14 protein-coding genes are annotated in these 13,894 nt (G+C 70.4%); 6 read left to right on the plus strand and 8 right to left on the minus strand.

What is annotated here, in order from left to right:
• Positions 1–81: 81 nt before the first annotated feature.
• The gene (locus ABZX61_RS00280; protein ID WP_355190256.1) at positions 82–1,365 is read right to left on the minus strand and encodes a hypothetical protein; all 1,284 of its coding nucleotides are present in this window, start codon (positions 1,363–1,365) and stop codon (positions 82–84) included.
• 24 nt (positions 1,366–1,389) lie between these two features.
• Positions 1,390–2,070 (minus strand): CAP domain-containing protein, encoded by a 681-nt coding sequence (locus tag ABZX61_RS00285; protein WP_355190258.1) that lies wholly within the window; start codon positions 2,068–2,070, stop codon positions 1,390–1,392.
• A 386-nt stretch (positions 2,071–2,456) separates the two neighbouring features.
• Between ABZX61_RS00285 and rplM the strand changes: the two genes are divergently transcribed.
• From rplM to glmM, 3 genes are read left to right on the plus strand one after another with little or no spacing between them, the layout of a single operon-like run.
• A complete protein-coding gene (gene rplM, locus ABZX61_RS00290; protein WP_185070656.1) occupies positions 2,457–2,900 on the plus strand; it encodes a 50S ribosomal protein L13 in 444 nt (147 codons plus the stop codon).
• A gap of 26 nt (positions 2,901–2,926) precedes the next feature.
• Positions 2,927–3,448 carry a 30S ribosomal protein S9 gene (gene rpsI, locus ABZX61_RS00295; RefSeq protein WP_350731016.1) on the plus strand — a complete coding sequence of 174 codons (522 nt, stop codon included), beginning with the start codon at positions 2,927–2,929 and terminating at the stop codon, positions 3,446–3,448.
• A 1-nt stretch (position 3,449) separates the two neighbouring features.
• Positions 3,450–4,802 carry a phosphoglucosamine mutase gene (glmM, locus tag ABZX61_RS00300; protein ID WP_350731018.1) on the plus strand — a complete coding sequence of 451 codons (1,353 nt, stop codon included), beginning with the start codon at positions 3,450–3,452 and terminating at the stop codon, positions 4,800–4,802.
• A 47-nt stretch (positions 4,803–4,849) separates the two neighbouring features.
• Here the strand turns inward: glmM and ABZX61_RS00305 are convergent, their stop codons facing one another.
• The 6 genes from ABZX61_RS00305 to coaA all read right to left on the minus strand — a co-directional run bounded on the left by ABZX61_RS00305 (position 4,850) and on the right by coaA (position 10,391).
• Positions 4,850–5,566 (minus strand): ABC transporter permease subunit, encoded by a 717-nt coding sequence (locus tag ABZX61_RS00305; RefSeq protein WP_355190261.1) that lies wholly within the window; start codon positions 5,564–5,566, stop codon positions 4,850–4,852.
• Between the two features lie 115 nt (positions 5,567–5,681).
• Positions 5,682–6,596 carry an ABC transporter ATP-binding protein gene (locus ABZX61_RS00310; protein ID WP_350731021.1) on the minus strand — a complete coding sequence of 305 codons (915 nt, stop codon included), beginning with the start codon at positions 6,594–6,596 and terminating at the stop codon, positions 5,682–5,684.
• Positions 6,593–7,450: an ABC transporter permease gene (locus ABZX61_RS00315; RefSeq protein ID WP_355190263.1), complete on the minus strand. Its 858-nt coding sequence runs from the start codon at positions 7,448–7,450 to the stop codon at positions 6,593–6,595. The genes ABZX61_RS00310 and ABZX61_RS00315 overlap by 4 nt, the downstream gene beginning before the upstream one ends.
• Positions 7,443–8,351, minus strand: a complete 909-nt coding sequence (locus ABZX61_RS00320; protein WP_350731025.1) for an ABC transporter ATP-binding protein — start codon at positions 8,349–8,351, stop codon at positions 7,443–7,445. Before ABZX61_RS00320 ends, ABZX61_RS00315 begins: the two co-directional genes overlap by 8 nt.
• 40 nt (positions 8,352–8,391) lie before the next feature.
• Positions 8,392–9,318: a DUF389 domain-containing protein gene (locus tag ABZX61_RS00325; protein WP_355190265.1), complete on the minus strand. Its 927-nt coding sequence runs from the start codon at positions 9,316–9,318 to the stop codon at positions 8,392–8,394.
• 170 nt (positions 9,319–9,488) lie between these two features.
• Positions 9,489–10,391, minus strand: coding sequence for a type I pantothenate kinase (gene coaA / locus ABZX61_RS00330; protein ID WP_350731451.1), 903 nt, complete (start codon positions 10,389–10,391; stop codon positions 9,489–9,491).
• Between the two features lie 194 nt (positions 10,392–10,585).
• On the opposite strand from coaA, the gene ABZX61_RS00335 reads away from it, so the two are divergent.
• Genes ABZX61_RS00335 through ABZX61_RS00345 form a run of 3 tightly spaced genes read left to right on the plus strand, consistent with a single transcriptional unit; the run spans position 10,586 to position 13,823 of the window.
• Positions 10,586–11,992: an alkaline phosphatase PhoX gene (locus tag ABZX61_RS00335; RefSeq protein WP_350731028.1), complete on the plus strand. Its 1,407-nt coding sequence runs from the start codon at positions 10,586–10,588 to the stop codon at positions 11,990–11,992.
• 13 nt (positions 11,993–12,005) lie between these two features.
• Complete coding sequence (locus ABZX61_RS00340) at positions 12,006–12,356, plus strand: holo-ACP synthase (RefSeq protein WP_350731030.1); 351 nt, start codon at positions 12,006–12,008, stop codon at positions 12,354–12,356.
• 9 nt (positions 12,357–12,365) lie between these two features.
• On the plus strand, positions 12,366–13,823 hold the full coding sequence (locus ABZX61_RS00345) for an NAD(P)H-hydrate dehydratase (protein WP_355190268.1): 1,458 nt from the start codon (positions 12,366–12,368) through the stop codon (positions 13,821–13,823).
• The last annotated feature ends 71 nt before the right edge of the window (positions 13,824–13,894 follow it).

Here is a 13,894-nt window from a genome sequence, read left to right on the forward strand (position 1 = left end):
GAGATCGTTATGTCGGTATGAGCGTTCCCAGTGGGATCCGGCATCCCGTTTGGGTGCTTATCGAATAAGAAGCCGTTTTCGCTAAAGAGGGCTTCCGGTGACCGAGCGGTTGTCCAGAGCCTTGAAGACCGTCGCCTGGGTGATGTCGTTGATGGCGCCGAAGATCTGCTTGGAGCCCTTCTTGTCCGGCTTCGTGCCGTCCTTGTTCTGGAACCAGACCATGATCGCGTAGTGGCCGTGCGTCCAGATCCTGGCGCCGCCCGCGCCCGAGCCGAGCTGCTTGGTGACACTGTCCTTGCCCGCCAGCGGCTTCACGTAGTTGGCCGTGCTGCCGGCCTTGGCCACCTTGGCAGCCAGTTTGCTGGTCTTGAGGTTGGCCACGCCGACCGTGCCGATGATCTTGCCGGCCTTGTCGCGGAAGCTGGCGCGTACGAGCTGGTTGCACTTGCCGTCCTTGAGCGCCTTCTTCAAGACGTCGCCCAGGGCGCCGTCAGCGCACTTCTTGTCCTTGCTGGTGACCGTCATTTCGTACGACCGGCCCGCGACCGTGATCTTCTTCGTCTTGCCGAAGATCTCCTTGACCGTGATCGGCTCGGGGTCCGTGGACCGTTCGGCCGCGAAGCCGTACTTGCCGGGCGGGGCCGACGGGAGTGGCGGCGCGGTCATGCGAGGGGTCGTGGTCTGGGCCGTGACGGGCTTGTCGGCGTTCCACATCATCGCGAGGCCGCCGCCGAGCAGGCCGAGCACCGTTATGCCGCCGATGGCGAACCACAGCGGGGCGCGCGAGCGCGGGCCCTCGTCGTACGGGCTCCAGCCGACCCTGCTCTGCGGTGCTCTGTCGCCGTCCTGCGGCGCGCTGTCGGCCTTGCTCTCCTGCTCGGCGTCGTCGGCGGCGCGTTGCTTGCGGGAACGGCGGGAGCGGCGCGGGGTGTCGTCGCCGTCGCCGGAAGAGTCCGGGCCGTCAGGGCCACCGGGTCCACCAGGGCCTTCCGGTCCGCCCGGGCCGCCGAAGAAGCCGGGGCCGCCGGGTCCACCAGGGCCAGGGCCGCCAGGACCGCCGGGGCCGCCAGGGCCAGGACCACCGGGACCAGGACCACCGGGACCGGGGCCGCCGGGACCGCGACCGCCGGGACCGCCAGGGCCCGGGCCGCCGGGGCCGGGGCCGCCAGGAGCGCCGGGGCCGTTGGGGGCGCCGAAAAAGCCCGGTCCGCCAGGGCCGCCGGGTCCGCCAGGGCCGGGGCCGCCGGGACCATCGGGGCCGGCCGGACCGCCGGGACCGTTCGGAGCGCGGCGTCTGCCCGCAGGCTGGAAGACACTCCCCATGCCATAGGGGGCGCTGTTTTCACGTCCTTCGGGAAAAGCCATGCGGCGACATTACCGTGATGCGCGTCATCGGGTTCCGAAGTCCTGGGTCCACCATGGCCCGTCCGGGCCGGACGCGACGCCCACCCCGATGGCCTTCAGTCCGCAGTCGAGGATGTTCTTGCGATGGTCGGGGCTGTCGAGCCAGCCGCGTACCGCCTCGTCGGGGGTGCTGTACCCGGCGCCGATGTTCTCGGCGGCGCCCCAGCGGTATCCCGCGCGCTCCATCCGGTCCCACGGCGACGACCCGTCTGGGGAGGTGTGCGCGAGCTGCCCGGCCTGGGCCATCTCCAGCGAGTGCGTACGCGCGGAGCTGGAGAGGCCGGAGTCCACCCTGAGCGCCCCGCAGCCGTGGCGGGACCGGGCGGAGTTGGTCAGCGAGACGACCTTGGCCGCCAGTCCGGGCATGATCTGCACGCCGCCGCTGCCGTCGCTGAGCATCGCGGGGTTGTCCTGGGAGTTGAACCCGGCGATCTGGCCGTCGGGCGATCTGGTGGCCTTGGGGGTGGCCCGGCCGCGGGGCATGGCCTTGGTCGTGATCTCCCTGGGGATCATCTCGACCTGCTGCTGCGCCTTCCTGGCCGTCGTCGGAGCGGGGTTCGCGGTGGCAGCGGCGGGCGGGGCGGTCTCGTTGAGATAGACATGGGGGGTCGGCTCGGCGTCGTCGGTGAGCCGGCCGAGCAGCACCCCCGTGAAGAGCACGGTCATGAGGCAGGCCAGCACCCCCAGGTGATTCCGGCGCCGAGCGCCCCGCTGGGTTGGCCGGGAGTGAGAGTTCTGCCACATACCGCCGCTAACGATAGGGATGTCTGGTCCTGGGAAAGAAGAGGTCCCAGGGAAACGAAACCTAACCGTTCTGCGTTCGGGTAGACTCGCTCAGGGCTACTGGTCGTTTTGACCTGCGCGCCTTTGGGCGAGTAGCTTAGGTTCGTTGTGTGCATAGGTCCCGCGTGACCAATGCGCGGCGCGTCCGGCGTCATCTCCCGCAATGAGGAGACGGAAGGTCCGGGCCGTCGTGTGCCCGCACCGACCGACCAAATGTAGCTGTCGCATCCGACAGCGCCGAAGACGCGAGCATAAAGAAGGCTACGACCGTGCGCACGTACTCACCGAAGCCCGCCGACGTCCAGCGTCAGTGGTACGTCATCGACGCGACCGATGTCGTGCTGGGCCGGCTGGCCAGCCACGTCGCGACCCTGCTCCGCGGCAAGCACAAGCCGATCTTCGCTCCCCACGTCGACACCGGTGACTTCGTCATCGTGATCAACGCGGACAAGATCGCGCTCAGTGGTAACAAGCTTGAGCAGAAGAAGGCGTACCGCCACTCGGGCTACCCGGGCGGTCTGCGTTCCGTCAGCTATGGCGAGCTCATGGAGAAGCGGCCGGACAAGGCCGTCGAGAAGGCCGTCAAGGGCATGCTTCCGAAGAACTCCCTCGGCCGGAAGATGGCGAAGAAGCTGAAGGTCTACGCGGGTTCCGAGCACCCGCACCAGGCTCAGCAGCCGGTGCCGTTCCAGATCACCCAGATCGCCCAGTAGTAGTTCGAAAGAGTTAGAGGAGAACCGTGGCTGAGCCCACCGGTGTCGAGACGGCCGTCGAGCCCGAGCTGGAGGAAATCTCCAGCGAGGAATTCCCGTCCGAGTACACCACCGAGTCCGCCGCCAGCGCCGACGCGCCCGTGCGCAAGCCCGTCACCACGGGCAACTCGTACGGCACCGGCCGCCGCAAGGAGGCGATCGCCCGCGTGCGCATCGTCCCCGGCACCGGCAAGTGGACGATCAACGGTCGTTCGCTGGACGTCTACTTCCCGAACAAGGTCCACCAGCAGATCGTCAACGAGCCCTTCGTGGTGCTCGGCGCCGAGGAGGCGTTCGACGTCATCGCGCGCATCGACGGCGGCGGCGTGACCGGTCAGGCCGGCGCGCTGCGCATGGGCCTGTCCCGCGCCCTGGCGATCCTGGACGTCGAGATCAACCGGCCGCCGCTGAAGAAGGCCGGCTTCCTCACCCGTGACGCCCGCGCCACGGAGCGGAAGAAGTACGGCCTCAAGAAGGCCCGCAAGGCTCCGCAGTACAGCAAGCGCTAAATTGGCGCGCCTTTTCGGCACCGACGGGGTACGTGGGGTCGCGGGTCGCGACCTCACGGCGCAGCTCGCCATGGACCTTTCGGTCGCGGCGGCTCACGTCCTCGGCGATGCGGGCGCGTTTGCCGCTGCCGGCCGCAAGAGCAGGCCGGTGGCGGTCGTGGGCCGGGACCCTCGCGCCTCGGGAGAGTTTCTCGAGGCCGCGGTGGTCGCCGGCCTCGCGGCGTCCGGTGTGGACGTGCTGCGCCTCGGCGTACTTCCCACCCCGGCCGTCGCCCACCTCACCGCCGCGCTCGGCGCCGATCTCGGCGTCATGCTGTCGGCCTCGCACAATCCGGCGCCGGACAACGGCATCAAGTTCCTGGCCCGCGGCGGCTTCAAGCTGTCGGACGCGGTCGAGGACGAGATCGAACGGCGGCTGGGCGAGGACTGGAGCTTTCCCGTCGGCTCGGCCGTGGGCCGGGTGCGGGAAGCGTACGGTGAGGCCAACCGGTACGTCTCCCACCTGCTGACCACGATGAACGCCGCGCTCGACGGGCTGAACATCGTGGTCGACTGCGCTCACGGCGCCGCCCACATGGTGGCCCCGGAGGCGCTGGTGCGGGCGGGCGCCAGGGTCGAGGCCATCGGCGCCAGGCCCGACGGCCTCAACATCAACGCCGGCCACGGCTCCACCCACCTGGACAAGCTCGCGCAGATCGTCGTGTCGCGCGGGGCGGACCTGGGCGTGGCCTACGACGGCGACGCCGACCGCTGCCTGGCGATCGACCACACGGGCGCGATCGTCGACGGCGACCGCATCATGGCCATCCTCGCCGCCGCCATGCACGGCGAGGGCCTGCTGGCCAAGGACACCGTGGTGGCGACCGTGATGTCCAACCTGGGCTTCAAGCTGGCCATGCGCGACGCGGGCATCACCGTGGTGGAGACCGCGGTCGGTGACCGCTACGTGCTGGAGCGGATGAAGTCCGACGGCTACAACCTGGGCGGGGAGCAGTCGGGCCACGTCATCATGCTCGACCACGCCACCACCGGCGACGGCCTGCTCACCTCGCTCCATCTGCTGGGCGTGGTGGCCAAGTCGGGCCTGTCGCTGAAGGAGCTGGCCGCGGTGATGACGCCGCTGCCGCAGATCCTGATCAACGTCAAGGACGTGGACAAGGGCAAGGCCGCCGCCCCCGAGCTGCTGGCCGCCGTCGCCGAGGCGGAGGGCGAGCTGGGGGAGACGGGCCGGGTCCTGATCAGGCCGAGCGGCACCGAGCCGATGATCCGGGTCATGGTCGAGGCCGCGTCGGAGGAGCACGCCACCCAGGTGGCCGGCCGCCTCGCCGACGTGGTGCGCACGGCCTGCGTCTGAGCGACTGTCCGAACGGCCCGCGGGGGTGACCCCCGCGGGCCGTTCGTTCATTCGTCCCCGGTGAGCGAGAAGACCCGCAGCCGCTGCCCCGCCCAGAAGACGCCGACCACCGTGACGACGATCAGCGCGGGTAGGGCGAAGCTCAGCGCGACGTCCGCCTTGACGAAGGCCGAGTCGGAGATCTGCTTGGCTATCGTCTGACCCCACTGCTGGATCGAGAACTTGTGGGCGCCCGGCATGAAGTTGCCCACCGCGCTCTCCCAGACGAGGGCGTAGATGATGCCGATCGTGACCGCGTGCCGGGTGACGACGCCCAGCAGGAGGAAGACGGCGGCGTACGCGATGCCGGCCACCAGGGCTCCCAGCGCGAACCCCGGGGCGATGCCGTCCTCGTTGCCGGCCAGGATCCAGGCCGCCACGTAGGTGGGCACGGCGCCGAACAGGGCCATCAGCGAGGCCGCCACCAGGAACTTCGTCTGGATGATGACCGGGCGGGAGATCGGCTTGGACATCAGGTGGATGATCGTGCCGTCGTCGATCTCCGGGGCGATGACGCCCGTGCCGGCGATCAGGCCCAGCAGGGGGAGCATGGTGCCGATGGCGAACGTCTGCATCAGGTCCACGGCGTTCTTCTGGTCGCCTCCGCCGAGCACGCGGAAGAGCATGGCCAGGCCGATCAGGGCGAGCGGCAGCAGCAAAAGCAGGATGATGCGGCGCCGCCCGAGCAGAGCCCGATAGGTGATGCCCGCGACAACTGTGTTCATGGCCTCACTCCGTTCGGCGGCTCGGTCGCTGGAGTCCGCCGCCTTCCCTCGTCGCTCTGGTCGCTGCGCTCCCGCCGCTCCTCAGTCCAGGCGGCGGCGCTCCCTCGCGGATTCATCAGGTGCTCCTGTTGATGAGGTAGGAGAAGACGCTCTCCAGGTCCTCGTCCGCAGGGGAGACCTGGTGCAGGTGTACGCCCTCCGCCTGGGCCACCCGGGGGAGGAGCCAGGCGAAGCGGCGAAACTCGGCGGCCTGGACCTCCAGGCCGTCGGGACGGAGGGTGATGCCGCCCGTCGAGTGGTCGCGGATGAGGGCGGCGGCGAGCTTCCTGTCGTCGCTCGAACGGATCACGAACAGGTGGGGCCGGTCGGTCATCAGGCGCCGGATCTCGCGGAAGTTGCCCGACGCCGCGTGCCGGCCCGCCACCAGCACCTCGATGTGCTGGGCGACCCGTTCGACCTCCTCCAGGATGTGGGAGCTGAACAGGATCGTCTTGCCCGCCGTGCCCATGGCGCGGATCAGGTCCATGAGGTGGAGGCGCTGGCGGGGGTCCATGCCGTTGAACGGCTCGTCGAGCAGGAGCACGGGCGGGTCGTGGACGAGCGCCGCGGCCACCTTGACCCGCTGGCGCATGCCCTTGGAGTACGTCTCCACGCGCCGGTCCTTGGGCTCCTCCATCTCGACCGTGGCCAGGGCCTTGCGGGCCGCCTCGACCGGGTCGCCCATCCCGTGGAGGCGGGCGGCCGAGAGGACGAACTGCCAGCCGGTGAGGAAGCCATACACGCCCTCCCGTTCCGGGACTAGGCCGATATTTCGGTAAATGTGGTGGTTCTTCCAGACCTGCTGGCCGTCCAGCGTGACCGAGCCGTTGGACGGCGACAGGAAGCCCGCCATCATGTGCAGGAGTGTGGACTTGCCCGCCCCGTTGGGGCCGAGCAGGCCCGTGACGCCGGGGCCGATCGTCATGGTGACGTCGTTGACCGCCACCACGTTGCCGTACCAGCGGGAAACCTGAGACAGCTCGATCTTCACCGTGCGGCCGCCTTCCTGTAGCGCAGCGCGAGGGCGCCCACGGCGAGCGCCACCAGCACCACGAGGGCCGCGGCCGAGGCGGGCCCGCTCGGGTAGTCCCCTTCGGGGATGTGCGGCGGGGTGGCGAACAGCCAGGACTGTACGGAGTCCACCAGCCAGAACGGGTTGGCCAGCCAGGCCCAGGAGGCCGCGGCCTCGTTGCCCGAGGCGTACAGGGACCCGTAGATCAACGGGACCGACGCCGACGACAGCAGGTAGACGGCGATCACGGAGGCCACCCCGAGCCCGCGCCGCGGCGTGAACGAGGCCAGCGCCAGCCCGAACGACGCCATCAGCACGGCCAGCAGCAGCGCCATGAGGACGGAGCCGAGGTATTCGCCGGTGGCCGGTGGCCCGGGCATGTCCACCACCAGCTCGCCCGCGTAGATCAACGTCAGGGGCACCGCCACCAGCAGGAAGAGCGCCGCGGTCATCGCCGTGACCTTGGCGCCCACGTACTCGGCGATCGAGACGGGACGCGACAGGTAGAGCGGCAGCACGCGGTAGCGCAGGTCGGGCGCGACCACGGTGGGCGCCTGCGCGGCCAGGAAGACCGCGACGACGGCCTGCATGATGACGGCGAAGCCGCTGTAGGGGAGGATGCGCTGCTGGGCCAGGGCCATCGCCGCGACGGCCACCACGGCCGGCAGGAGCATGATGGCGAAGAGGGAGAACGGCATGATCTTGCTGCGGGCCGTGCGCCCGAGGCCGAAGATGCCGCGCAGGCTGTGGACGGTCAGCGCCCGGGTCGCGTAGGCGCGGCCGAGCCGGGGCCCGTCGTAGTGGCGGTAGCCGATGTCGTAGATCTCAGACACCCGCCACCTCCTCCCTGAAGACGTCCTCGATGCGGTGACGTCCCTGTTCGAGGCGGATGAGGCAGAGGTCCAGGTCGACGGCGGCGTCCCGGATCGCGTCGAACGTCTCGGGCCCGAGGACCTTGACCACCAGCAGGCGGCCCTGCTGCGAGACCGTCTGGCCGGCCTCGGTCAGCCGGGCGGCCAGCGGCTCCAGCCCCTCCTCGACCTCGACCGTGACGGTCTGCGTGGCCTGGGTGAACTCGCCGATCGCGGACGAGCGCAGCAGCCGCCCGGAGTCGATGACGATCACGTGGTCGCAGATGCGCTCCAGCTCGCCCAGCAGGTGGGAGGTGACCAGCACGCTGATGCCGAACTCGGTGCCGATGCGCCTGATCAGCGTCAGCATCTCGTCGCGGCCGCGCGGGTCGAGGCCGTTGGTGGGCTCGTCCAGGAAGACCAGCTTGGGGTCGTGCACCAAAGCCTGGGCCAGCTTGACGCGCTGCTTCATGCCCGTGGAGTAGCCCCCGACGGCACGATAGCGCTCTTCGGCCAGGCCCACGTGGCGCAGCACGTCGGCGGCGCGCTCGCGGGCGGCGGTGCGCGGCAGGCCGGACATCTGTGCGAGGTGGACGACCAGTTCGGTGGCGGAGACGTCGGGCGGGAGGCATTCGTGCTCGGGCATGTAACCGACGAGCCGGCGGATCTCGGCGCCCTGCGCGGTCACGTCCAGATCGAGCACCTTGGCCGCGCCGCCGGTGGGCGGCAGCAGGCCGAGCAGGATCTTGAGCAGCGTCGACTTGCCCGCGCCGTTCGCCCCCACCAGACCGGTGACGCCGGGCCCCACGGTGACCGTGAGCTGGTCGACCGCGGTGACGGTGGGGAAGCGTTTGGTCAGCCCCTCGGTGGCGAGGATGTGCATGTGCCCGACCGTACCGGGCGGGCGAGGGCCGCCGCCTCGTTCAGACGGATGAACGCCGTCCTACTTGAGGCCAGAATTTCCGCTGGACCAGCAACGTGCCCGTGCCCGCGATGATCATGCCGAGGATGTTGACGGCGAGTTGCGAGACCGAGCCGTAGACCTCGTTCCAGTCGCCCAGCGCCAGCGCGACGGCCACGTAGCCGGCCGCGGGCACGGTGGTGACCGAGATGAAGACGCCGACCAGGGCCGACGACTTGCCCGCCGTGACCGACAGCACCCCGGCCGCGCCGGCGAGCAGCGCCACGATGAACGACCACCGGTCCGGCTTGACGATGAACTGGACCTCCGCGTTCCGGAGGAGGTGTTCGATGCCGATCCAGCCCAGCCAGTTCGAGACGAGCGCGCAGGCGAACGTGATCGCGATCGCCACCGTGAACCCGACGACCAGCGTCTTCAGCGCCGCGGTGACCAGGTGCCAGCCGCCGCGCAGCAGGCCGAAGCAGATGCCCGCGACCGGGCCGAACTCCGGCCCGAGCACCATCGCGCCGACGATCAGGATGGGGGAGTTCTGCAGGATGCCGATGCCCGCGAGCTGCGTGGCGATGGCCAGGAAGGCCAGGTACGCCCACGTCATGCGGGAGTCGGCGTGCACCCGGTGCGCGAGCTCCTCCCACACCACGGCGTCGTCGGGATCGCCGGGCGCCTCCTCGACCGCGTCGGTCGCGACCCTGGACAGCGACAGATCGACCTGCTCGATGGCGATGGAGCCCTCGGTCTCCAGCCATTTGAGCCGGTTCAGCACCTCGTTGGCCGACTCGCGCGCCGCGTCGCAGAGGATCACGTCGCCCGCCGGCTCGCGGGCCGCGCCCGGCAGGACGACGATGTTGGTGACGCCCGGGCAGTCCTCCAACACCGTCGTCGCCTCGTCGGTCCGCGCGGCCGGGCTGATCAGTCGCAGATGTAGCACAGGGGCCATTGTCGTCTATCGGACGTTGATGGCGTTTTGACACATCTGCGTGAGGCTGACGTGCATGATCCGATACCGATGTCACGACCATGGTGAGGAGTGCTGGTTCGCCGCGGTGGACGACCAGGAGTGCGGGGGCAGGTTGGCCCTCTACCTGTTCGAGGAGGTGCTCAGGTCTGGCGGAGCCGTACCCGCCGTACCGAGTGGTCGGCGCCCTTCTTGAGCACGAGGTCGGCCCGGCCCCTTGTGGGGGCGATGTTCTCGACCAGGTTGCGCTCGTTGATGTCGCGCCAGACGTTGACCGCGAAGGCCGTGGCCTCCTCGTACGAGAGCTCCGCGATGTACCGGAAGTACGACTTCGGGTCCTCGAAGGCGGTGCGGCGGAGTTTGTGGAAGCGGTCGACGTACCAGGTGCGGATGTCCTCGACCTTGGCGTCCACGTAGATGGAGAAGTCGAAGTAGTCGTTGACCGCGAGGGACGTGGGCGGGGCCGGCTGGAGGACGTTGAGCCCCTCGATGATCAAGATATCCGGACTTTTCACGACTTGGCTTGCCTTGGGCACGATGTCGTACTCCAGGTGGCTGTAGATCGGCGCGCGCACCTCCGGCGCCCCGGCCTTCACCTCCGCCACGAACCTGACCAGCGCCCTGCGGTCATAGCTCTCCGGGAAGCCCTTGCGGTGCATGATCCCCTTGGCCTCCAGCACCGCGTTCGGGTAGAGGAAGCTGTCGGTGGTGATCAGCTCCACGTGCGGGTGCTCGGGCCAGCGGGCCAGCAGGGTGTGCAGGAGCCGCGCCGTCGTCGACTTGCCGACCGCGACGCTGCCCGCGATGCCCAGGATGTACGGCACGCGCTGCTCGGGGTGACCGAGGAACGCGCTCAGCACGCTGCTGCGCTCTTTGGATCCGGTGAAGTGCAGGTTCAGCAGCCGGGTCAGGGGGAGATAGATGTCCGTGACTTCAGTGAGGTCGATGGGGTCGTCGAGGCCGCGAAGCTCTTCCAGCTCGTCTGCGGTGAGAGTCAAGGGCGTGTTCTTGCGGAGCTCGCTCCACTGCTCCCTGCTCAGTTCCACGTAGCCGTTGTTCACCTTGGCAGCGTAGCGATGAGCGGTGAACCGGATCATGGCCGGGTGTGCGCAGCGAGATCCACAGCCTGTGGATAAACACGTGGGATTACCGAGACTCAGTTCGGGGAAGGAAGATCCGTCTTGCCGAATCACGCGTATGAACATGTGTCGGCGGCTACTGTGCAGGGCTGGGAGGTCTGATGGACCGTCGTCGCTTCATCACGAACGTGATCGCCGTCGCCGGCCCCTTCGCCGGAGTCGCGTGCGCGGGAGTGCAAGGGGGCGTCAAGCCGGTGCAGGGGGGTTACGGGCGGCTGAAGCCCGTGCCGGACCTGCGTGACGGGAAGGTGCGGCTGCACCTGCCCGAAGGGTTCAAATATCGCTCGTTCAGCGCCGCCGGCGAGAAGTTCAGCGACGGGTCGGCCGTGCCGGGCAGGCACGACGGCATGGCGGCGTTCTCCGGCCCCAAGGACAGCGCGATCCTGATCCGCAACCACGAGGTCAACGGCCCCGTCGGCGCGTTCGGCGACAAGGCCAGGGCGTACGACCCGATGGCCGGGGGCGGCACCTCCACGCTGCGCGTCACGCGCTACGGAGAGGTGATCCAGGCCGCCCCCTCGCTCAACGGCACCATGATGAACTGCTCGGGCGGCCCCATGGCGTGGCGGGCCTGGGTGAGCTGCGAGGAGACGGTCAACGGGCCCGACGTGGCCGACGACTTCTCCGGTGGCGACAACGCCAAGCTCACCCGCAAGCACGGCTACATCTTCGAGGTGCCGGTCAACCGCGCCGCCACCGCAAGGCCGATCAAGTCGGCCGGCCGGTTCCCGCACGAGTCGGTGGCGTTCGACCCCTCCACGGGCGCGCTCTACATGACCGAGGACAACTTCTCCTACCCTTCCGGCTTCTACCGCTACCTGCCGCCGAAGCACCCCGTCCAGGCGGGGCGGCTGCTCGACGGCGGGCGGCTGCAGATGCTGGCCGTCAAGGGCGCCAAGCGCAAGGACCTGTCCGTGGGGCAGCAGCCCGCGGCCACGTACGAGACCGTCTGGGTGGACATCGAGGACCCCGACCCGACCTTCACCGGCAGGCCCGCCTACGACCAGGCCGTCCAGGCCGTGGGCAGCCAAGGGCGGGAGCAGGGCGCGGCGATCTTCTCCCGGCTGGAGGGGGCCGTCTTCCACCAGGGGGTCGTGTACTTCGTCTCCACCCAGGGCGGGGCCACGGCGGCCGGCGACACGCCGCCCTCCGGGTTCGGCAAGGGGCGGGGACAGGTGTGGGCGTACGAGACGTGGAGCGGGCGGCTCAGGCTCGCCTACGAGTCGCCGCGCTCGGCGGTGCTCGACCTGCCCGACAACGTGACGGCCAGCAGGCGCGGCACGCTCGTGCTGTGCGAGGACGGCGACGGCGACAACTACCTGCGCGGGCTCACGAAGGCGGGGCAGATCTTCGACTTCTGCCGCCTGGAGCCGATCCCCGACGACCCGGGGGCGGAGTTCGCGGGCTCGACGTTCGGACCCGGCGGTCACACCCTCTACGTCAACGTCCAGGCGAAACAGGGCAGGTCATTCGCGATCTGGGGTCCGTGGGAGCGCGGGCTGTTCTGAGTACGCTGGGGTCATGATCCTTGGCATCGGCGTTGACGTCGTGGACATCGACCGCTTCGAGGCGGCGCTGGAGCGCACACCGCAGCTCAAGGAGCGGCTGTTCACCGAGGCCGAGATAGAGCTGCCGGTGCGGTCGCTGGCCGCCAGGTTCGCCGCCAAGGAGGCCGTGGCCAAGGCGCTCGGCGCGCCCAGGGGGATGGCCCACCTGGAGGCCGAGGTGCGCCGCGACGAGCACGGCAAGCCCGAGCTGCGGATCACCGGCAAGGCCGCGGAGGTCGCCTACGACCTCGGGGTCAAGCGCTGGCACGTCTCGCTCAGCCACGACGCGGGCGTGGCCGTGGCCTACGTGATCGCGGAGGGATAGCTTCGGATCGTGAAGACTGCCTACACCGCCGACCAGATCCGGGGCGCCGAGCACGAGCTGATGGCGCGGCTGCCCGAGGGCACGCTCATGCAACGGGCCGCCACCGGGCTCGCCGCCGTCTGCGCCGACCTCCTGGGCAGGGTCTACGGCAAACGCGTCGTGCTCCTCGTCGGCAGCGGCGACAACGGCGGTGACGCGCTCTACGCGGGCGAGCGGCTGGCCAGGCGCGGGGCGTGGGTGGGCGCGGTCCTTGCCGGGTCCAAGACGCACGAGGCCGGGCTCGCCGCGCTCAGGCAGGCCGGCGGGCGGGTCGTCGAGCGGGACGCCCTGGAGCGCGCGGACCTGACCATCGACGGGCTTGTCGGGATCGGGGCCTCAGGGGCGCTGCGGGAGCCGTACCGGACACTCGTCGAGGAGGCGAACGCGGCCCGCGGGCCGATCGTCGCGGTGGACGTGCCGAGCGGTGTGGACGCGAGCAGCGGCCGGGTGGAGGGCCTCGCGGTGCGGGCCCGGGTGACCGTGACCATGGGGGCGTACAAGACGGGCCTGCTCGTCGATCCCGGCGCCGAGCACGCGGGCACGGTCGAGCTGGTGGACATCGGGCTCGGGGCCCATCTGCCCGATCCCGACGTCGCGGCGCTGACCGGCGGCGACGTGGACGTCCTGCTGCCGCGGCCCGGCAACGAGTCCGACAAGTACCGCAGGGGCGTGCTGGGCGTCGCCGCGGGGAGCGACCTGTTCACCGGCGCGGCCGTGCTGGCCGTGGGCGGCGCGTTGCGGGCGGGGGCCGGCATGGTGCGGTACGCGGGCCCCGGCGCGCCGGTCGCCCAGGTGCGCGCGCACTGGCCGGAGGCCGTGGTCACCGAGCTGGACCGGCCCTCCCTCGAAGACGTGGGCCGGGTGCAGGCGTGGGTGCTCGGGCCGGGGCTGGGCACCGGGGAGTGGGCCCACGAGGTGGCCGCCCAGGTGCTGGCGTCCGACGTGCCCGTGCTGATCGACGCCGACGCACTGACGCTGGTGGCCCGGGACCGCGGGCTGCTGCGGCGGTCGGCGCCCGTCCTGATCACGCCGCACGCCGGAGAGCTGGCGCGGCTCATCCGCGCCGACCGGGACGCCATCGAGGCCGCCCGGCTGGAGCACGTCCGCCGGGCCGCGGCCGAGCTGGGCGTGACCGTGCTGCTCAAGGGCTCCACCACGGTGGTGGCCGAGGAGTCGCGGCCGGTCCGGGCGAACGTCACGGGCACGTCCTGGCTGGCCACCGGGGGGACCGGCGACGTGCTGGCGGGGGTGGCCGGGGCGCTGCTCGCCCAGGGGCTGAGCTGCTACGACGCGGCGTCCTGCGGGGCGTTCCTGCACGGGCTCGCCGGGTGGCGGGCCGCCGAGGGCGCGCCGCTGACCGCGGCCGACGTGGCCGCTGCGGTGCCGGCGGCCATCCGCGCGGTGACCGGCGGGGGCCGCTCGTCGTAGGGGTGGCGGGTCGTCGGGGCGGGGGCGGAAATCGCGCTCGACCACCCGCGTGAGCTGCCACACTAGAAGGA

The sequence above is a fragment of the Nonomuraea sp. NPDC003709 genome, assembly GCF_040610775.1.
In the GTDB taxonomy this organism is placed as follows: domain Bacteria; phylum Actinomycetota; class Actinomycetes; order Streptosporangiales; family Streptosporangiaceae; genus Nonomuraea; species Nonomuraea angiospora_A.

Coding starts and splice junctions, on each gene's coding strand:
- ABZX61_RS00280 (WP_355190256.1), bottom strand. CDS start 1,365: ATGGCTTTTCCCGAAGGACGTGAAAACAGCGCCCCCTATGGCATGGGG.
- ABZX61_RS00285 (WP_355190258.1), bottom strand. CDS start 2,070: ATGACCGTGCTCTTCACGGGGGTGCTGCTCGGCCGGCTCACCGACGAC.
- ABZX61_RS00305 (WP_355190261.1), bottom strand. CDS start 5,566: ATGAACACAGTTGTCGCGGGCATCACCTATCGGGCTCTGCTCGGGCGG.
- ABZX61_RS00320 (WP_350731025.1), bottom strand. CDS start 8,351: ATGCACATCCTCGCCACCGAGGGGCTGACCAAACGCTTCCCCACCGTC.
- ABZX61_RS00335 (WP_350731028.1), top strand. CDS start 10,586: ATGGACCGTCGTCGCTTCATCACGAACGTGATCGCCGTCGCCGGCCCC.
- ABZX61_RS00340 (WP_350731030.1), top strand. CDS start 12,006: ATGATCCTTGGCATCGGCGTTGACGTCGTGGACATCGACCGCTTCGAG.